Origin of the sequence: Caldanaerobacter subterraneus (assembly GCF_004345675.1) — a bacterium.
GTDB lineage: Bacteria > Bacillota > Thermoanaerobacteria > Thermoanaerobacterales > Thermoanaerobacteraceae > Thermoanaerobacter > Thermoanaerobacter subterraneus.
In genome coordinates, this window is sequence record NZ_SLWU01000004.1 from 90,005 (window position 1) to 109,979 (window position 19,975).

At 35.9% G+C, this 19,975-nt stretch carries 14 protein-coding genes and 2 pseudogenes; 10 read left to right on the top strand and 6 right to left on the bottom strand.

Going from position 1 to position 19,975, the window contains the following annotated elements; genetic code table 11:
• Positions 1-110 precede the first annotated feature (110 nt).
• The 7 genes from EV203_RS02735 to hydF all read left to right on the top strand — a co-directional run bounded on the left by EV203_RS02735 (position 111) and on the right by hydF (position 8,144).
• Complete coding sequence (locus EV203_RS02735) at positions 111-1,493, top strand: NCS2 family permease (protein ID WP_132039087.1); 1,383 nt, start codon at positions 111-113, stop codon at positions 1,491-1,493.
• Positions 1,494-1,600: 107 nt separating this feature from the next.
• Positions 1,601-1,849: a phosphoribosylformylglycinamidine synthase subunit PurS gene (purS, locus tag EV203_RS02740; RefSeq protein WP_011025203.1), complete on the top strand. Its 249-nt coding sequence runs from the start codon at positions 1,601-1,603 to the stop codon at positions 1,847-1,849.
• A gap of 2 nt (positions 1,850-1,851) precedes the next feature.
• A complete protein-coding gene (purQ, locus tag EV203_RS02745) occupies positions 1,852-2,526 on the top strand; it encodes a phosphoribosylformylglycinamidine synthase subunit PurQ (protein ID WP_009610180.1) in 675 nt (224 codons plus the stop codon).
• Positions 2,527-2,528: 2 nt separating this feature from the next.
• The gene (purL, locus tag EV203_RS02750; RefSeq protein WP_132039088.1) at positions 2,529-4,730 is read left to right on the top strand and encodes a phosphoribosylformylglycinamidine synthase subunit PurL; all 2,202 of its coding nucleotides are present in this window, start codon (positions 2,529-2,531) and stop codon (positions 4,728-4,730) included.
• Positions 4,709-6,106 (top strand): amidophosphoribosyltransferase, encoded by a 1,398-nt coding sequence (gene purF / locus EV203_RS02755; RefSeq protein ID WP_132039089.1) that lies wholly within the window; start codon positions 4,709-4,711, stop codon positions 6,104-6,106. The genes purL and purF overlap by 22 nt, the downstream gene beginning before the upstream one ends.
• The gene (locus EV203_RS02760) at positions 6,093-6,908 is read left to right on the top strand and encodes a lyase family protein (RefSeq protein ID WP_243700563.1); all 816 of its coding nucleotides are present in this window, start codon (positions 6,093-6,095) and stop codon (positions 6,906-6,908) included. Before purF ends, EV203_RS02760 begins: the two co-directional genes overlap by 14 nt.
• A 24-nt stretch (positions 6,909-6,932) precedes the next feature.
• On the top strand, positions 6,933-8,144 hold the full coding sequence (gene hydF, locus EV203_RS02765) for a [FeFe] hydrogenase H-cluster maturation GTPase HydF (RefSeq protein ID WP_132039090.1): 1,212 nt from the start codon (positions 6,933-6,935) through the stop codon (positions 8,142-8,144).
• Positions 8,145-8,200: 56 nt separating this feature from the next.
• Here the strand turns inward: hydF and EV203_RS02770 are convergent.
• Positions 8,201-8,323, bottom strand: a pseudogene (locus EV203_RS02770) (transposase); the annotation flags it as partial.
• Positions 8,324-8,714: 391 nt separating this feature from the next.
• On the opposite strand from EV203_RS02770, the gene EV203_RS14025 reads away from it, so the two are divergent.
• Genes EV203_RS14025 through carB form a run of 3 tightly spaced genes read left to right on the top strand, consistent with a single transcriptional unit; the run spans position 8,715 to position 13,102 of the window.
• On the top strand, positions 8,715-8,849 hold the full coding sequence (locus tag EV203_RS14025) for a hypothetical protein (RefSeq protein ID WP_279432245.1): 135 nt from the start codon (positions 8,715-8,717) through the stop codon (positions 8,847-8,849).
• Entirely contained in the window at positions 8,827-9,897 is a 1,071-nt protein-coding gene (locus EV203_RS02775; RefSeq protein ID WP_132039091.1) for a glutamine-hydrolyzing carbamoyl-phosphate synthase small subunit, read from the top strand. Before EV203_RS14025 ends, EV203_RS02775 begins: the two co-directional genes overlap by 23 nt.
• Positions 9,884-13,102 (top strand): carbamoyl-phosphate synthase (glutamine-hydrolyzing) large subunit, encoded by a 3,219-nt coding sequence (gene carB, locus EV203_RS02780; protein WP_132039092.1) that lies wholly within the window; start codon positions 9,884-9,886, stop codon positions 13,100-13,102. The genes EV203_RS02775 and carB overlap by 14 nt, the downstream gene beginning before the upstream one ends.
• A gap of 208 nt (positions 13,103-13,310) precedes the next feature.
• On the opposite strand, the gene asnB is transcribed toward carB, so the two are convergent.
• The 5 genes and pseudogenes from asnB to EV203_RS02805 all read right to left on the bottom strand — a co-directional run bounded on the left by asnB (position 13,311) and on the right by EV203_RS02805 (position 19,902).
• Positions 13,311-15,152 carry an asparagine synthase (glutamine-hydrolyzing) gene (asnB, locus tag EV203_RS02785; RefSeq protein ID WP_132039093.1) on the bottom strand — a complete coding sequence of 614 codons (1,842 nt, stop codon included), beginning with the start codon at positions 15,150-15,152 and terminating at the stop codon, positions 13,311-13,313.
• A gap of 180 nt (positions 15,153-15,332) precedes the next feature.
• Positions 15,333-16,129: pseudogene (locus EV203_RS02790) on the bottom strand (IS256 family transposase); the annotation flags it as partial.
• 225 nt (positions 16,130-16,354) lie between these two features.
• On the bottom strand, positions 16,355-16,924 hold the full coding sequence (gene pdxT / locus EV203_RS02795) for a pyridoxal 5'-phosphate synthase glutaminase subunit PdxT (RefSeq protein WP_207910860.1): 570 nt from the start codon (positions 16,922-16,924) through the stop codon (positions 16,355-16,357).
• 1 nt (position 16,925) lies between these two features.
• Complete coding sequence (pdxS, locus tag EV203_RS02800; protein WP_004397232.1) at positions 16,926-17,804, bottom strand: pyridoxal 5'-phosphate synthase lyase subunit PdxS; 879 nt, start codon at positions 17,802-17,804, stop codon at positions 16,926-16,928.
• 412 nt (positions 17,805-18,216) lie between these two features.
• On the bottom strand, positions 18,217-19,902 hold the full coding sequence (locus EV203_RS02805) for a S8 family serine peptidase (protein WP_009609843.1): 1,686 nt from the start codon (positions 19,900-19,902) through the stop codon (positions 18,217-18,219).
• Positions 19,903-19,975 lie beyond the last annotated feature (73 nt).

A 19,975-nucleotide genomic window follows, 5' to 3' on the forward strand; every position in this document is an offset into this window, starting at 1 on the left:
GGATAGGTTTCACTCGTGTTTAATTTGCGAAATCTATTGTTTGCGGGCTTTTTGTTTTAAATTGTCGTAGAAGTTGCAAAATAAAAATAATATGGAACAGGAGGATTATGATGGAAAAGGTGAGTAAAGTGAGGAACAAAAATTTTTTAGAAAATCTAGCAAATAGGATATGGAGGTTAGAAAATTATAATACCAATGTAAAAACAGAGATATTAGCTGGGATTACCACGTTTATAACAATGGCTTATATTATGTTTGTGAATCCCATTATACTAAAAGAAGCAGGGATGGACGCAGGAGCGGTATTTGTAGCTACTTGTCTTTCAGCGGCTATTGGAACTTTCATGATGGCTTTTTATGCTAATTACCCATTTGCACAAGCTCCAGGTATGGGACTTAACGCTTTCTTTACTTATACTGTCGTTTTAACAATGGGATACAGTTGGCAAGAGGCTTTAGCTGCAGTTTTCTTTTCAGGAATTATATTTATTTTGATTACTTTGTTTGGAATACGGGAAATGATTGTCGATGCTATACCTATGTCTTTAAAATATGCAGTAAGTGGAGGAATAGGTTTATTTATAGCTTTTATTGGACTTAAAAATGCTGGTATAATCGTGGCAAATCAAGCAACTTACATTGGATTTGGCGATTTGACTAATCCTGGGACACTTCTTGCCATTGCGGGACTTTTTATAACAGCCATATTAATGTCGAGAAATATCAAAGGATCTATACTTCTTGGAATATTAATTACTACAGTATTGGGACTTTTTACTGGAATAGTGAAATTACCTTCTGATTTTAGTGTAATTAAAATGCCACCAAGTCTTGCACCAACATTTCTTAAACTTGATATAAAAGGGCTTTTGGGAATTGGTGAGAATATCGGCTTTATTTCTTTAGTTACAAGTGTGCTATATGTAGTGTTGTCGTTTGCTTTTGTAGATTTATTTGATACCATAGGGACCTTTATAGGAACAGGATCAAAAGCAGGAATGTTAGATGAAAATGGCAAAATGCCTAATATGAAAAAAGGACTAATGGCGGATGCTATTGCCACCACGATAGGGTCACTTTTGGGAACTTCTACTGTGACTACTTACGTTGAGAGTGCTGCAGGTATTGCAGAAGGTGGTAGAACGGGACTTACTGCTTTTGTGACAGGTATTTTGTTCTTGGCAGCATTGTTTTTCTCACCAATAGCTTTACTTGTTCCTACAGAGGCAACTGCTCCTGCTCTTATTATTGTTGGAGTTTTGATGATGGGTTCTATTAAGAAGATAAATTTTGAAGATTTTACAGAGGCTATGCCAGCTTTTCTTACTATAATTGCTATGCCTTTCACTTTTAGCATTGCCAATGGTATTGCTGCAGGTCTTATTGCATATCCTATTGTAAAAATTGCATCAAAAAAAGCAAAAGAAATTCATCCAATGGTTTATTTTCTTGCAATTTTATTCATATTAAGATTTATAACTTTATCAGAGTGAAAATAAGAACCCAATTAGTACTTATCTAATTGGGGTCTTAAAAGAAATTTGGGCAAAGTAGAAGAAAGCATATTTAGAAATTTTGAAAAGACTTGGAGGTATGTGAAGTGCTAATTGCGAAAGTCTATATAACTTTAAAAAAAGGAATACTTGACCCTCAAGGAAAAGCAGTAAAGGGAGCTTTGCACTCATTAGGATACGAAGAAGTAAAAGAAGTGCGGGTTGGGAAATATATAGAATTAACTTTTGAGGATGGCGATTTATCCCTCCTAAAGGACAAAGTAGATGAGATGTGCAAAAGGATACTGACAAACCCAATTATTGAAGATTACACCTTTGAAATTGTGGAGGGATAAAGATGAAATTTGCTGTTATAGTTTTTCCAGGGTCCAATTGCGATGTAGACTGCTATTATGCTGTTAAAGATGGGCTTGGGGAAGAAGTAGAATATGTGTGGCATCAAGAAAAAAATTTGAGTAAGTACGATGTTATAATGTTACCAGGAGGATTTTCTTATGGTGATTATTTGAGGGCAGGAGCTATTGCTAGGTTTTCGCCTGTTATGGAGGCTGTCAGAGAAGAAGCAGAAAAAGGAAAATTTATTATAGGCATATGCAACGGATTTCAGATACTTACAGAAGCAGGGCTTTTGCCGGGAGCATTGAGAAAAAATGAAGGGCTGAAATTTATCTGCAAGACTGTCAGTATAATAGTTGAAAATGACGAAACTCCTTTTACTACAAGGCTTAAAAAAGGGCAGGAGATTTTACTTCCAATTGCTCATGGGGAAGGCAATTATTATGTAGATGACAAAACTTTAAAAGAACTAAAAGAAAACAATCAAATTGTTTTTAGGTACAAAGAAAATATCAACGGTTCTGTCGAGAGAATAGCCGGAGTTATAAATAAAAAAGGAAATGTTTTAGGAATGATGCCTCATCCAGAGAGAGCTTATGACTCCTTGCTGGGTAATACTGACGGGCTTTATATCTTAGGGTCAATAGTGGATAATTTTGTAAAAGGCGGGGTTTAAGGATGAATAAAATATGGAGAGAATTAGGACTTACTGATGAGGAGTATGAGAAGATTATTTCGATATTAGGAAGAGAACCTAATATAACTGAATTAGGTATGTATAGTGTTATGTGGTCTGAACATTGTTCCTATAAAAACTCTAAACCTCTTTTAAAATATCTACCTACAAAAGGCGAAAGAGTAATACAAGGACCGGGAGAAAATGCAGGAGTATTGGATATTGGAGATAATCTGGCAGTTGTGATGAAGATAGAAAGCCATAACCATCCTTCTGCGATTGAACCCTATCAAGGAGCAGCTACAGGTGTTGGAGGAATAATAAGAGATATATTTACAATGGGGGCAAGGCCGATTGCTCTTTTGGATTCTTTGAGATTTGGAATTCCTGATGATAAAAGGACTAAATATCTCATTGAAAACGTGGTAGCCGGTATAGCGGATTATGGAAATTGCATAGGAATTCCTACAGTGGGTGGGGATACCTATTTTGAAGAAAGTTACAAAGGGAATCCTTTAGTAAATGCGATGTGTGTAGGAATAGTGGAAAAAGACAAAATAAAGAAAGGGATAGCAAAAGGTATAGGTAATCCTGTTATGGTAGTAGGTGCTACCACGGGGAGAGACGGTATCGGAGGTGCAAGCTTTGCTTCTCAGGAGTTAAGCGAGGAATCAGAAGAAAAAAGGCCTTCTGTTCAAGTTGGTGACCCATTTATGGAAAAACTGCTTTTAGAGGCTTGTTTAGAACTTTTTGAAACAGATGCCGTAGTTGCTATACAAGATATGGGAGCGGCAGGTCTTACCTCTTCTTCTTGCGAGATGGCTTCCCGCGGTGGAGTTGGAATGGAGATTGACCTTGATAAAGTGCCTTTGAGAGAAGAGGGAATGACACCTTATGAAATAATGCTTTCTGAATCTCAAGAGAGGATGTTGGTTGTAGTAAAGAAAGGCAAGGAAGAAGATGTGCAAAAGATATTTAAAAAATGGGGACTGAATGCCGCCACAATAGGGAAAATCACTGATGATGGAATGATAAGAGTGATTAAAGATGGAAAAATAGTTGCGGAAGTTCCAGCCAAGTCTTTAACGGAAGATGCTCCACAATATGTGAGAGAAGAAGAAGTGCCTAAATGGCAAGAAGAGGTCAAGAAATTGGATATAAATGAAGTAAAACCTCCAGAGGATATGAATAAAGTTCTAAAAGATGTAATTTCTTCTTTAAATATTGCAAGTAAAGAATGGATATACAGTCAATATGATTATATGGTGAGGACAGACACAGTAATAACTCCAGGAATGGATGCGGCTGTTGTGAGGATAAAAGGTACAAGAAAAGCTATTGCATTAACAACGGATTGCAATGGTAGGTATTGTTATTTAGATCCCTATATAGGTTCTCAAATTGCTGTAGCAGAGGCAGCTCGAAATCTTTGTATGGTTGGTGCTAAGCCTATAGGGGTTACAGATTGTTTGAATTTTGGCAATCCAGAAAAGAAAGAAATATATTGGCAGTTAAAAAATTCTATATTTGGAATAGCTAAAGCCTGCGAAACTTTTCAAATCCCTGTGGTAAGCGGAAATGTCAGTCTTTACAATGAAAATGAGGGAGAGGCCATTTATCCTACTCCTGTAATAGGAATGGCAGGCCTTATAGAGGATGTATCAAAAATCTGTACAATGGACTTTAAAAAAGAAAGAGATGTAATTATAATTTTAGGTGAGAATAAAGGAGAGATTGGAGGAAGTGAGTATCTTAAAGTTTGCTTTGGAATGGTAAAAGGGCAACCACCTCAAATAGACTTGGAAAAGGAAAAAAGATTGCAAGAATTGGTGCTAAAACTTATTGATGAAGGCTTAATTAACTCTTCTCATGACATATCAGAGGGCGGTTTTGCGGCTGCCTTGGTTGAAAGTGCAATTTCAGGCAAAAAAGGTGCAAAAATTTCGCTACAAACTTCTCTGAGAGCAGATATAGAGTTGTTCTCTGAATCTCAATCGAGAGCATTAATTACTGTAAGTCCTGAAAAAGTAGATGAAGTGTTAAAAATAGCTTATGAACACCAAGTTCCAGCGCAAAAAGTAGGAGTTGTAGAGGGTAAAGATATTGTAATTGATGTAAATGGCAAAAGAATAATAGACCTTCCTTTAGAAGTCTTAGAGGAAAGCTGGAGAGGGAGAATAAAATGGGAAATGGAGAGAAATTAAAAGAGGAATGTGGTGTTTTTGGTGCCTTTAGTTTGTCCACTTCAGTTACTTCTTATATCTATTATGGCTTACAAGCCTTGCAGCACAGAGGGCAGGAAAGTTCAGGTATAGCTATTTATAATGGCGAAAAAATAAATTGTATTAAGGGGTTGGGACTTGTCAGCGAGGTCTTTAATAAGGAGAATTTAAAGACATTAGAGGGGAAAATGGGGATAGGCCATGTAAGGTATTCTACTACAGGCAGCAATAACATTATAAATGCTCAACCCCTCGTTGCTAATTTTAAAAACAAATATATGGCTCTTGCCCATAATGGCAATTTGATAAACGCAGAAGAGTTAAGATGCCTATTGGAGGAGGATGGTAGAATATTTCAAACTACAACTGATAGTGAAATAATTCTCCATCTAATTGCAAAAAATTTTCAAGAAAACTTAATCGGAGCTCTTTTAGAAACAATGAAACAAATAAAAGGTTCATATGCTTTGGTGATTTTAACAGACAATAAATTAATAGGGATAAGAGACGTAAACAGTATAAGGCCTCTTTGCATAGGTAAAAAAGATGACACTTATTTCTTATCTTCTGAGTCTTGTGCTTTTGACGTAATAGGAGCAGAGTTGATACGAGATGTAGAAGCAGGAGAAATAGTTATAATTGATGGAAAAGGAATAGAGTCTGTTAAGTTAGAAGTAGAAGAAAAAAAGATGCCTTGTGTTTTCGAATACATCTATTTTGCTAGACCTGACAGTGTCATAGATGGAAAAAGTGTTTATTTTACACGATTGGAGATGGGCAAAAGATTAGCTGAAGAAGCACCTGTAGATGCAGACTTGGTAGTACCAGTTCCAGATTCAGGCATTGCCGCTGCAAGAGGTTACTCTCTCAAAACAGGTATACCAATGGGTGAGGGACTTATAAAAAATAAATACATTGGAAGGACTTTTATTGCTCCCGACCAAAGGGATAGAGAGACAGGCGTGAGGATAAAGCTAAATGTCTTAAAAGAATTGGTTCAAGGCAAAAGGATAGTTTTAATAGATGATTCAATTGTTAGAGGCACAACTATGAAAAGATTAGTGAGTCTACTAAAAAATGGAGGAGCAAAAGAAGTCCATGTTAGGATAAGTTCACCCCCTGTTAAATATTCTTGCTACTTTGGAATTGATACCCCGACAAAAAAAGAACTGATAGCGGCGAGGATGTCAGTTGAAGAGATGTGCAAATTAATAGGAGCTGACAGCCTACAGTTTTTAAGTATTGAAGGGCTTATAAAAAGTGTAGGACTTAAATCTATTTGCACAGGTTGCTTTGATGGCAATTATCCTATGTATGTTCCAAAAGAAAGAAGTAAATATCTTTTTGAGAAAAAATAAAAAGGGTGAGAGAAAGTTAATTAAACCTAAAAGCTTATTACTCACAAGAATTGATGAAAAAGGAGAAAATCACGATATGCCGCGTATTGAAAAAGATTTCTTTGGAACAGGAGTGAATGCAAGCTTAAAATATATGTTTAAAGTGATAGAACTTTTGCGCGATTTTACTAAAATAGGCTTGGCTCGGTCTGATTACCTCATGGATGCAACACAAAATGCAGATGTATTTGTGGAATGCTCGGGTCTTTTAAAAGCCTTGGCGGTGAATCTATCAAAAATTGCAAATGACTTAAGGCTCTTATCATCTGGTCCAAACACGGGTTTAAACGAGATAAACTTACCTGCTGCACAAGCAGGTTCAAGCATTATGCCTGGTAAAGTAAATCCTGTCATACCTGAACTTATAAACACCATATCATTCCAGGTTATGTCAAATGATGTTGCAATAACCTTAGCAGCCCAAGCAGGTCAGCTTGAGCTAAATGCATTCTTGCCTTTAATTGCAAACAATTTGCTTGAAAGCCTCAAAATTCTCAAAAACGGAATCAGGATATTCAGAAAACAGTGCATTGATGGAATAACAGCAAACAAAGAAAGATGTCTTGAGTTTGCCAAAAAGACACCTTCTATTGCCGCTGCATTGATTGATAAAATAGGGTATGACAAGGCAAGTGAAATTGCTAAAAAAGCCATTGCCGAGAATAAGGAAATAATTGAGGTGGTAAAGGAATTGAAGATCTTAAATGAGAATGAGGCTGAAGCACTACTAAATCCTTTTGAATTTGTAAAGTTTAAAGAGTAAAAAATTTTGAAAGGGCTGAAAAAGATGAACACAACACCGCGAAGTGAAAGGCTTCATATAGCAATATTTGGAAAAAGAAATGCTGGAAAATCAAGTTTGATTAATGCAATAACAAATCAACCTATTGCGATTGTATCCCCAACGCCTGGCACGACAACCGATCCTGTTTACAAATCAATGGAGATTTTACCATTGGGACCTGTTGTTTTGGTTGATACAGCTGGAATTGATGATGTGGGTGAGCTTGGAAAACTCAGAGTTGAAAAAACACTTGAGGTTTTAAACAGGACAGACATTGCCATTTTGGTTGTCTCTGAAATAGACGATTTGAATTTTGAAAAGCAGCTTATAAAGCTTTTTAGAGAGAAAAAAGTGCCGAGCATTGGGGTTTTGAATAAGATAGACTTAGACAAAGACTATAAAGAAAAACTCTCCTACCTGCAATCAACCTTAGGTATCAAGTTCTTACCAGTTTCATGTGCTACATTAAAAGGTATTGAGGAGCTTAAAAACGAAATAGCAAGGTCTGTGCCAGATGTTGGCGAGGATTTGCGTATAGTGGGGGATTTGATAAACCCCGGTGACTTCGTTATTTTGGTCGTACCAATCGACAAGGCTGCGCCAAAAGGAAGGCTGATTTTGCCTCAGCAACAGACCATACGAGATATATTAGACAGCGATGCAATTGCAATTGTGACAAAGGAGTATGAGCTAAAAGAAACTTTGGAGAATTTAGGCAAAAAACCCGCAATTGTGGTTACAGACTCACAGGCATTTTTGAAGGTTGATGCCGACACACCACCTGATATCCCTATGACATCATTTTCCATACTTTTTGCAAGGTATAAAGGCGACCTGTTTGAGTTTGTCGAGGGTGTAAAGAAGATAAAAAACCTAAAACCCTCCGATACGGTTTTGATTGCAGAAGCATGCACTCATCACAGACAATCGGATGATATTGGTACTGTGAAAATCCCTCGCTGGATTAGACAAATTGCAGGTTTTGATATAAACTTTGAATGGGTATCGGGTTATGGCTATAAGAAAGACCTTTCAAAATATGCCCTTATTGTTCACTGTGGGGGGTGCATGATAACAAGACGTGAAATGCTTTATAGAATAGAGCTTGCAAAAAGCTATGGCGTACTAATTACAAACTATGGGGTTATGATTGCGTATGTGCATGGCGTCCTGCCAAGGGCACTAAAGCCTTTTGGAATTGAGTTTAAATATTAAACTTAAATTGAGCAGGTAGCAAACAAATTAAAAGTGCAATTTCTATTATCTTGTTTCATTAACAATACGCCTATTAGATGAATGCCAGGTTTTCGACTCGGGAATATTCTTATAACTCTTTCACGACAACAAACTTCTTCATTCAGGCGCTCTAACATGTTTGTAATGCGAAGCCTTTTTCCACAGTTATATAGACTTAACTAATTTCTTTAAACCTTATAATGGGAAAAGGATGAATAGGAAAACACATATTAAATTAATAATTTTATTCCATGTATTCTTATTCAGAACGTTCTTTCTTGGGGAATTTCAAGAAAAAGTCAGAAAAGCAAACTCTTTTTACTGACTTATAAGAGATAATTTTGGTGGAGAATATGGGTTTACCTAGGGCTACTTTTTATGAAACACTCTTGAAAAATTTTTTTGAGATGGTATAATATTAGCTAGATTAACTGGAATAAATAAAAGTTAAATCAGAACGATAGACTAGATTAACGACTCAAGAGAATTATTTTTTTACCCTTGAATGTATAATTATAAAAAAAGTTGCATATATATTTATGAAACGATATGCATAGAACTTTAATAAAAGAACTTCAAATAAATGTAGGAAAATTTAGAAACTTTATAAATACAGCGAGAATAATACTGTGGGATATACTTTGTGAAGAGGTGTGTTGGTATGAAAGGTTATTTAAAACTTGAGGATGGAAGTATATTTGAAGGTGAGTTAATAAGCAAAAACAAAAAAGGATATGGAGAAGTTGTTTTTACTACAGGGATGACAGGCTATCAAGAAGCCATAACAGATCCTTCCTATGCAGGGCAAATAGTTGTCATGACATATCCTTTAATAGGAAATTACGGTATTAACAAATACGACTTTGAATCAGAAAAGCCTCATATAAGGGGATTTGTGGTACGGGAATATTGCGATAAGCCCAGCAATTTCCAAAGTGAGGAGTCGCTTTTAAGCTATCTTGATAAGCACAACATACCAGTATTATCGGGAATTGATACAAGGGCTTTGACAAAAAAGCTTAGAGAAAATGGAACTATGAGAGGAATTATAACTTGTAACCCTGACGACGACATAGAATTTGACCAAACAAATCTTTTAGAAGAAGTTTCTACAAAAAGGTCATATCGTATAGCGGGTATTGGCCCAAAACTTGCTTTTATTGACCTTGGCACAAAGAAAAGTATTTTAAAGATGCTAAATTCTGTTGGGTTTGACATTTATGTGTTTCCTTATAATGCAAGTTATGATGATGTTATGCAAATAAATCCCGATGCAATATTTCTTTCAAATGGACCAGGAGACCCTAAAGATGCAGTTGATGCAATAGAACTTACTAAACACTTTATAGGTATGAAACCTGTGCTGGGGATATGCTTAGGGCATCAAATAATAGCCCTTGCTCTTGGATGCAATACAGTAAAGATGAAATTTGGCCACAGAGGTGCAAATCAACCTGTTAAAGATTTGCTGACAAATAAAGACTATATAACTTCTCAAAACCACGGATACGCTGTTGAAGAGGAGTCAATAGATAAAGACAAGATAACTGTAACCCACATAAACTTAAACGATGGAACAGTAGAAGGCATTATGCATAAGTTTCTGCCAGTTTTTTCTGTACAATATCATCCTGAGGCATGTCCTGGTCCTCGTGATTCAACAGATATTTTTGATAAATTCATGGATATAGTCATGGTTTACAAAAGGAGGTTTTATTTTGCCGAAGTATAAGGATATTAGTAAGGTTCTGGTAATAGGCTCAGGCCCTATTATAATAGGGCAAGCAGCGGAGTTTGATTATTCAGGAACCCAAGCCTGTAAATCTTTAAAGGAAGAAGGAGTACAAGTAGTACTTGTAAATAACAATCCAGCTACCATAATGACTGATACTGATATAGCAGATATTGTTTATATTGAAAATCCTACTGTAGAAGTAGTTGAAAAAATCATAGCAAAAGAAAGGCCCGATGGAATTCTTGCTACCTTAGGAGGACAGACAGGGCTTAACCTTGCTGTTAAACTCAAAGAAGCAGGAATTTTGGATAAGTACAATGTAAAACTTTTAGGAACTTCTTTTGAGTCAATAAAAACTGCAGAAGATAGAGAACTTTTTAAAAGAAAAATGCAGGAAATAGGAGAGCCAGTTGCTGAAAGTCTCACAGTCACAAATGTAGAGGATGCACTTAAATTTGCTAAAAATTACGGTTATCCTTTGATAATAAGGCCTGCATATACACTCGGAGGTACAGGCGGTGGTATAGCCCACAATGACGAAGAACTTATATCGATTGTGGACTTAGGTCTTAAAAAGAGTATGGTTGGAGAAGTACTTGTTGAAAAATCTCTGTATGGATGGAAAGAAATAGAGTTTGAAGTAATGAGAGATGCTGCTGATAATTGCATTACGATTTGCAGCATGGAAAATTTTGATCCAGTAGGAGTTCATACAGGAGATAGTATAGTTGTAGCGCCAGCGCAGACTTTGTCAGATTACGAGTATCAAATGTTAAGAAGTGCAAGCATTAAAATAATCAGGGCTTTAAAAATTGAAGGTGGATGTAATATCCAATTTGCTTTAGATCCCCAAAGCCATAAATACTACGTTATAGAAGTAAACCCAAGGGTTAGTCGTTCAAGCGCACTGGCATCAAAAGCGACAGGTTATCCTATTGCAAAGGTTGCTGCAAAAATTGCAATAGGGCTTAGACTTGATGAAATAAAAAATCCCGTAACAGGTAAAACAACTGCATTTTTTGAACCTGCACTGGATTATGTTGTGACAAAAATACCGAGATGGCCTTTTGACAAATTTTATACTACTGATAGAAAAATAGGTACACAGATGAAGGCGACAGGAGAAGTAATGGCAATAGAAAGGTCTTTTGAAGCCTCCCTCTTGAAGGCCGTAAGGTCATTAGAGATAAAAGCTTATGGTCTTAGGTTAGATAGTGTAAGAGGCATGGGAACAAAAGAAATACTGGAGGGCATTTCAGTGCCTAATGATATGAGGCTGTTTTATATAGCAGAAGCTCTTCGCCGCGATATAGACATTAATTATATTAACGACGTTACAAAAATAGACAAATGGTTTTTGAATAAGCTTTCAAATATTGTAAATATGGAAAAGGAAATAGAAGAAAATGAGCTAAGTAAAGAAATTCTTAAAAAAGCAAAGAGAATGGGCTTTTCAGATAGAGAGATTGCAACGATAAAGGGAATTAAAGAAGAAGATGTGAGAACATTGAGGAAAAAATATGGCATATACCCTTCATATAAAATGGTAGATACCTGTGCAGCGGAATTTGAATCAGTTACACAATATATATATTCAACTTATGGCGAAGAAGACGAAGTTGAGACCCATGATATACCAAAGGTAATTGTAATAGGTTCTGGTCCTATAAGAATTGGTCAGGGGATTGAATTTGATTATTGCTCTGTGAAAGCTTTATGGGCTTTGAAAGAAGCTGGGATTAAATCTATCATAATAAACAACAATCCTGAAACTGTCAGCACGGACTTTGACACGGGAGACAGATTGTATTTTGAGCCTATTACATTGGAGGATGTTTTAAACATCTATGAAAAGGAAAAACCACTGGGTGTAATGGTAATGTTTGGTGGACAGACGGCGATTAATCTTACAGAAGAGCTAGTTAAAAATGGAGTAAAAATATTAGGAACCTCTTTTAAAAGTATTGACATAAGTGAGGACAGAGAAAAATTCTCAAAACTTTTAAAAGAATTAAATATCAATCAACCTAAAGGAGGATATGCATTAACAGTAGAAGATGCAAAAGATATAGCCTTAAAACTTGGATTTCCACTTCTTGTAAGGCCTTCCTATGTTATAGGTGGTCAGTCTATGGAAAAAGTTAACACACTCCAAGAACTGATTGACTATGTGAAACATGCGACAGAAGTATCTCCAGGCAAACCTGTTTTAATAGATAAGTATATAGATGGAAGAGAAGTAGAAGTTGACGCAGTATCAGATGGCGAATGTGTATTAATACCTGGAATAATGGAACATATAGAAAGAACCGGGGTGCATTCAGGAGATAGTTTCTCAATATATCCTGCAAGAAATTTGACTGAACGGGAGATAAACACTATTATCGAATACACAGAAAAGATTTCAAAAGCTTTAAACATAAAAGGACTTATAAATATTCAATTTGCTGTAAAAGAAGGTACTGTATACGTGTTAGAAGTAAACCCCAGAGCTTCACGTACTGTACCTATTATGAGCAAAGCAACAGGTGTACCTATGGTGAAACTGGCAGTAGAAGTGGCCTTAGGCAAAAAGCTAAAAGAGTTAGGTTATAAAGGCGGTTTATGGCCGCAGACCCCATATACAGTTGTAAAAGCTCCTGTATTTTCCATGGAAAAATTGACAGATGTTGAAGTTTCATTAAGTCCTGAAATGAAATCAACTGGAGAAATAATGGGTATAGATTTAAGCTATGAAGGAGCACTTTACAAAGCTTTAGAAGGAGCAGGTCTTAAAATACCTAAAAAAGGGAAAATCCTTCTTTCAATAGCGGAAAGAGATTTTCAAGAAGCAGTATCTTTAGTAGAAAAATTGCAGAGCTTGGGGTATGAAATATATGCAACCTACAGGACTGGAAAGTATTTCAGTTTGATGGGGATTCATGCAAATATTATGTCTCTTGATCATGCAATAAAATTGCTGAAGAATGGATATTTTGATGCTGTAGTGAATACACCAACAAAAGGGAAAAAACCTGATAATGCAGGATTTAAACTAAGAAGAACCGCGGTAGAATATAGAATTCCTCTTTTTACATCTATAGATACTATAAAAGCGGCATTAAATGCTGTGTCAAAGGTAAATATAAACGGCTTGTCCGTTTTATCTATGAACGAATATCAAGAAATACAAAAAGATAATGTCAAAAATTTAGTTTTGTAAGGAGGGTTTAAAAGTATTAAGGTGAAAAAGAAGTAGTGCTTATTTATTTAAAGAGGACTTGACACCTCAGGAATCATACCCTGGCTTAAAGGTGTCAAGTTCAATATTTATTCATCAGATTACAAATACATCCAAATATAAGGTCAACCACCACGTTTTCTATATATAAAAGTGGGGTTGTTATCAGTTTAAACGGTTAGTATATTATTTACACTATAGAAATTTTATAATCTTTCAACCACATATTTATTTGTACGAGGTAAGCAAAAAGCTGTGGGGAACCCATAAGCTGTGAAAACCAGGCAGGGTCATAGGCTTTTGCATCTGTTTCTATAAGTTCTGCAATTTTATTTTTATCTACAAGTTGCAAAAGTGGGGATGTACTGTCGTTAATTATTTGTTTTAGCCATTTTTTAACGATGTTTTTAAATACAGGATTGTGTGTTTTAGGGTAGGGACTCTTTTTTCTTTCAATTACCTCAATAGGGATGTAACCTTTTAGAGCATACCTAAGTATTCCTTTTTCTCTGTTGTTTAAATTTTTCATTTCCCACGGTATGTTCCATACATATTCTACAAGTCTGTAATCTAAAAAAGGTACTCTTGCTTCTAAGCCTACTGCCATACTCATTCTATCCATTCTGTCAAGAAGCATAGGCATAAATCTTGTTATGTTAAGGTAAAACATTTCCCTCATTCGGGTATTTTTGGGGTCTTCTCCATTAAGCTTTGGCACTTCATTTAAAGCTTCGTTATATCTATCATTTAGATATTCTAAAGGCCTTATGTAATTAACAACTTCTGGCAGAAGCAATTTCATGCGTTCATTAACCATTCTTGTCCATGGGAATGTGTGACTTCCAATTGATTCCTTATTTCTAAACCAGGGATAACCTCCAAAAACTTCATCAGCACCTTCTCCTGATAGGGCGACTGTTGCTCCTTTTTTTACTTCTTTTAAAAATAGATATAAAGATGAGTCTATATCTGCCATACCAGGAAGGTCTCGAGCGTATAAGGCTGGCTTTAGAGCATGTGCGAGTTCTTCATTGTCTATAAATACATAGTTATGGTCTGTGTCAAGTTTATTTGCAACAAATTTTACCCAGTCTGCGTCAGAGTTTGGTTGAAATTCGTTTGGCGTAAAATATTTATCATTACTTACATAATCTACAGAATATGTTATAAGTTTATGACCTTTTTGTTTTAATTCTTCATTTGCGAAGAAAGATACAGCAGTTGAATCAAGTCCACCTGAGAGCAATGAACATAAAGGTACGTCTGAAACAAGTTGTCTTACTGATGAGTCTTTAAGGAGATACCTTATTTTTTCCGCCGTTTTCTCAAGGCTATCTTCATGGGGAAGACTTTGTAATGACCAGTATTTGCTTATGTTTACTCCATTTTTGGTAAATATGAGGTAATGTCCGGCTTTTAATTCTTTAATGTCTTTAAAGACACCACATCCGGGAGTTCTTGAAGGTCCCATTACAAATATTTCTGCAAGACCTTGTGAGTCTATCTCTGGTTTTACATGAGGATGTGCTAATATTGCTTTGATCTCTGAACCAAATATCAAAGATCCGTTTTTAATGGTATAAAATAGTGGCTTTATTCCGAGATGGTCCCTGGCAATAAAAAGCCTATTTTGTACTTCATCCCATATTGCAAAAGCAAATATTCCATTAAATTTTTTAACACATAAAGGACCCCATTCTATATAAGATGTCAAGATAATTTCAGTATCTGAACGGGTATTAAAAGTATATCCTAAAGATATGAGTTCGTTTTTTAATTCATCCATATTGTAGAGTTCTCCATTGTGGATGATGACAAAATTTTTTTCACCGTATTTTTTTATCATTGGTTGAATTCCGCCTTGTGGATCTATAACAATTAAACGGCGGTGACCCAAAACACAATGCTTTGATAGCCATACTCCCGAACCGTCAGGGCCTCTTTTTTTAAGAGTATTAGTCATTTTTTCGATTACTTCATTTTGGAGTGATAAGTCCATATCAAAGTTAACCCAGCCCGCTATTCCACACATAAAAATCCTCCTAAAATTTGAATCTATAACTAAATATATTCTCCTTTTTTGCCATTGATACATGTTATAATTTTCTAACGAACCACCCATGCTTAAACAAGCACAATCAGGAATGAAAAGTTTTCAAGTTGCAAAAAAGTTCTATATTAAATATTGGGGTGGATAAAAATCCTTACATTATTTGAAGCAGTTCCTTAATTGATGTATTATACATCTTTGTATCTCTGATTTTGGAAATGCTGCTTGTATTGCTTCTTTTATCCCTGTTAATCCATCTACAGAAAATACTAAAACATCTTCTACTCCTCTGTTCTTTAGCTCATTTAATACTCCAAGCCAGAATCTTGAACTCTCACTTTCTCCAATCCAAATCCCTAATACATCTTTTATGCCTTCTATCGTTACCCCTAATACTACATAAGCCGCTCTATTGATAATATGACCGTCTGTTCTTACTTTGTAATGGATGGCATCCATAAATATGAAAGTGTATATCTTTTCTAATGGCCTTGATTGCCATTCTTTTATTTCTGGTACTATTCTTTCGGTTATTTTACTTACCATTTCTGCAGATAGTTCTATTCCATACAGGTCTTTTATTTGGTCATGAAATCTTAAGTTGACATACCTCTTGCATATAGAGCTATTACTTTTTCTTCAATTCCTGATATGTCTCTTTTGTATTTTGGAACTATTTTGGGTTCAAATTCTCCTTGTCTATCTCTTGGAATATCAATTTCCATCTCACCAAATTGCGTTTTTACTGTCTTTTGACTATAGCCATTTCTTGAATTTTGAGTATCTTTGTCTTTTTTGTCGTATCTTTCGTAGCCAAGTTCTGTTGAAAGTTCTGCTTCAAGCATTTCTTGAATAGTATCTTTAAAAAGGTTTTTTAATGATGTATAAAGGTCTGGAATAGATTGAATATTGTTTTCACTAATGAAATTTCTTAATTGTTCTTTTGTCAATAGTGACATTTTTAAAACCTCCTTCTTGGTTTAGTATATATTCTAATTCTTACCAAGAAAGAGGTTTTTAATCAGTTTACACAAAATTTTTTACAGTCTCGCCCTTTGGGTACTTTAAATTTTTATCCATTATTTGGAGTTTTAAAGAAAATTTTATCCAGATATATACAGCCCCTGTTTCCGGAACTAGGAAAACAGGGGCTTAAATTTTGTTTTGTCAACAAACTGAAAGGCTTAAGAGTTAAGCCTTAAAAAATATCTATAAAAGCTTAAATCATCTGTAAGTTCTGGATGAAATGCTGTAGCAAGTAAATTGTCCTGCTGTGCCGCAACAATTTTACCCTCATATTTTGCAAGTATCCTAACACCATCCCCTACACTCTCTATATATGGTGCTCTTATAAACACCGCTTCTATCTCATTTTCAGATACTGCTGGTATTATAAGTCGTGTCTTGAAACTGTCAATCTGACTTCCGTAAGCATTTCGTCTAACAGTAATATCCATTATTCCAAGGTGTATCCTCTCATCATTAACTATATGTTTAGCCATAAGTATCATTCCTGCACAAGTACCCCATATAGGAACTTTTCTCTCGTTTAACTTTAAAATGGCATCTTTAAGCCCAAAATCTACAAGTATTTTTCCTATTGCAGTGCTTTCGCCACCTGGAATAATGAGGGCATCGAGAGTTAATATAGTGTCCCTGTCCTTTGCCTCTACCGCTTCAATTCCTTTTATAAGCTTTAATTTATCCATATGTTCCTTAACAGAGCCTTGAACTCCCAAAACTCCTACGCGCAAATTACCATCCCCTTGTTGCATATAAATCTTTTTCTTCCAGTTGCCTTATATCTATGCTGGCCATCGCTTCTCCTAGCCCTTCTGAAACTTCCGCAATTATTTCCGGCCTATCAAAATATGTTGTGGCTTTTACTATAGCAGCTGCCATTTTCTCAGGGTTTTGCGATTTAAATATTCCTGAACCCACAAAAATTCCATCTGCACCCAGTTGCATCATAAGTGCCGCGTCTGCCGGTGTGGCAATACCTCCCGCTGCGAAATTCACAACTGGAAGTCTTCCGTGTTGTGCAACATATTTTACAAGGTCATAGGGCGCCTGAAGTTCTTTTGCAGCAGCCATAAGTTCGTCTTCCCTTAAAGTTGTAAGCCTTTTTATTTCGGCATTTATCGTCCTCATATGCCTTACAGCCTCTACTACATTTCCAGTCCCTGCCTCTCCTTTTGTCCTTATCATTGAAGCTCCTTCTCCTATGCGCCTTAAAGCCTCTCCGAGGTTTCTCGCACCGCATACAAACGGCACTTTAAAATCCCATTTGTTTATATGGTACATCTCATCTGCAGGGGTTAAAACTTCGCTTTCATCAATAAAATCTATCCCGAGTGCCTCTAAAATCTGTGCTTCCACAAAATGCCCAATTCTAACTTTTGCCATAACAGGGATTGATACTGCTGCCTTTATCTCCTTTATTATTTTAGGGTCTGACATTCTTGCAACTCCGCCTCTTGCCCTAATATCAGCTGGAACCCTTTCAAGTGCCATGACAGCAACAGCACCTGCTTTTTCCGCAATAATTGCCTGTTCTGGTGTTGTCACATCCATGATGACACCACCTTTTAGCATTTGGGCTAAATTTTTATTTAGTTCATACCTTTCATTCATTGTTCTACTCCTCCTTACAATTGTGTTGGTATTTGTATGTATCTTAATATCAATTGTATCTCTTAAATCATAACAAGTCAATCAGAACATTATAGATACAAAAAATTAAATATGTGATATTAAAAGAAGAAATTGGAGAGACAAATGGAGTATCATTAGCAATATAGGGGATATGCAAAATTAAGTAAAACTATCAGAAACAAAAACCAGAATATGTATGATGTGTAATATACAACTATCAAAAACTTCGGCTGAATGGAAAAAACAAAGAAAGGGAAAAGAGGTGCTAAAAAAGAGCATAAATATTCTGTAGAAGGCAAATGCTAAAAAATAGGATGAACTGATCTAAGGAAACCCTGTTGAGCAAGGGATTCCTTGCTCAACAGGGTTGGGTTATTTTAAGAGGTATTACTTAATATTTTACAGGTTCACTACCTCCAGCGCTTAAATCAAAGAAATAATTGCCACTACCTCTATATGAATAAACTTTAATATAGTAGGTACCAGTTTGTGAAGGAAGTATTGTTATTGTTTCTTGCCTTTGAGTCCCTGTAGAGCTTTTGATAAGTGTGCCGCTTGGATCATAGAGGTATATATCAAAATCGGGATTGTAATTTGCCCAGTCAGGAATTATTAATGTTATTGCGATTGGATAACTTGTATTTGTTGCGTTAAAAGTCCAAATATCACTGTAACGAGAACCGGGCAGATAACCTGAAATGTAATAATGATTTGGTACATCAATATTATTTCCTCTAAAATTACCTGCTACCCTTATAGCTTCATAGCCATCCAATCTTCCTGCACCATAGTCAACGTTTTTGCTTGGAGGTCCCCAGCTTTTTGCAGTAGACATTATTATATTTTTTGCATCATTTGGAGTGAGATTTGGATTAGCGTTAAGCATAAGAGCAACAGTTCCTGCTACAAAAGGTGTTGCCATGCTTGTACCGCTGTATGTTACATATCCATTTACAGAATTCGCCTTTGCGGCAGTTATATTATATCCTGGGGCCGCAATGTCAGGTTTTATTCTTCCGTCAGCAGTAGGACCGCGGCTGGAAAAGCTTGCAAGGTTAAAGCCAAGTTCACCTACATCTGCCATTGCTGCGACTGTTATGGCTTTTTCCGCAGCACCAGGGGACCCTATGGTGTATTTTGCAGGGCCAGAGTTTCCTGCTGCTACAACTACTACAATACCGCTATCTACTGCTCTATTCACTGCTAATGAGGTAGAGTCAGTTCCATCAGAACTTGTAGAAGTGCCGAGGCTTAAATTTATAACTTTGATTCCGTATACATCTTTATTTTGAACAGCCCAGTCAATTCCTGCAGTTACAGTGCTCATGCTGCCGCTTCCATTTGCATCTAAAACTTTTATTCCTACTAACAAAGCATCAGGAGCAACGCCTTTGTAAAGACTGTTTCCAGCACCTGTACCTGCAGCAATACTTGCTACGTGAGTTCCATGGCCATTGTCGTCGTATGGTGTAGTTTTGTTGTTGATAAAGTCTTTCCATCCTATTATTTTTCCACCTGAGAGGTCAACGTGATTTCCGTCTATGCCTGTGTCAATAATTGCTATTGTTATATTTTTTCCTGTGACTCCAAAATCACTCCGTGCTTTTGTGATTCCAAACCACTTTGTTGCGGTATCTAAAGTAGCATATACAGGTTCATCGTACTCAATTTGCTTTACTATTTCTAATTTAGATAATACATTAATTTGACTTTTAGTTAGATTGGCAGCAATTGAGGGTATAATTTTATATCTATGTTTTATATTAAATTTTCCGATGTTTTTTGCGATAGTGAATATATCTGCATCACTTACGGGTTTGTTAAAGGTTATTATAACAGGGAATTCTTCGCTATCTGGTTTATTAAGCAGTCTTTGCTCTAAGTTGTCAAAAATTTTATTTTTATTGGAATCTTGCATTGAAATTTTTTGAGGTGAAGAAGGGTAAATTTTAGAAGGAGAATCTATAGGCAGGTTTATTTGGTTAGGTTGAGCTTGTACTAGTATTTCGTTTAGCGAAATTAGACTTATAATTAGCGCTAGAGAAAGTAAAATTTTTGCTAACTGATGTTTTTTCATTTTTCTTCATACCTCCTTAAAAATAAGTTTACTCTTGTTCTATTGAAGAAAATTTTTCACTTAATGATTATCA

Coding starts and splice junctions, on each gene's coding strand:
- EV203_RS02735 (WP_132039087.1), top strand. CDS start 111: ATGGAAAAGGTGAGTAAAGTGAGGAACAAAAATTTTTTAGAAAATCTA.
- purQ (WP_009610180.1), top strand. CDS start 1,852: ATGAAATTTGCTGTTATAGTTTTTCCAGGGTCCAATTGCGATGTAGAC.
- purL (WP_132039088.1), top strand. CDS start 2,529: ATGAATAAAATATGGAGAGAATTAGGACTTACTGATGAGGAGTATGAG.
- purF (WP_132039089.1), top strand. CDS start 4,709: ATGGGAAATGGAGAGAAATTAAAAGAGGAATGTGGTGTTTTTGGTGCC.
- hydF (WP_132039090.1), top strand. CDS start 6,933: ATGAACACAACACCGCGAAGTGAAAGGCTTCATATAGCAATATTTGGA.
- EV203_RS14025 (WP_279432245.1), top strand. CDS start 8,715: ATGCATAGAACTTTAATAAAAGAACTTCAAATAAATGTAGGAAAATTT.
- EV203_RS02775 (WP_132039091.1), top strand. CDS start 8,827: ATGAAAGGTTATTTAAAACTTGAGGATGGAAGTATATTTGAAGGTGAG.
- asnB (WP_132039093.1), bottom strand. CDS start 15,152: ATGTGTGGAATAGCGGGCTGGGTTAACTTTGATATGGACTTATCACTC.
- pdxS (WP_004397232.1), bottom strand. CDS start 17,804: ATGAATGAAAGGTATGAACTAAATAAAAATTTAGCCCAAATGCTAAAA.
- EV203_RS02805 (WP_009609843.1), bottom strand. CDS start 19,902: ATGAAAAAACATCAGTTAGCAAAAATTTTACTTTCTCTAGCGCTAATT.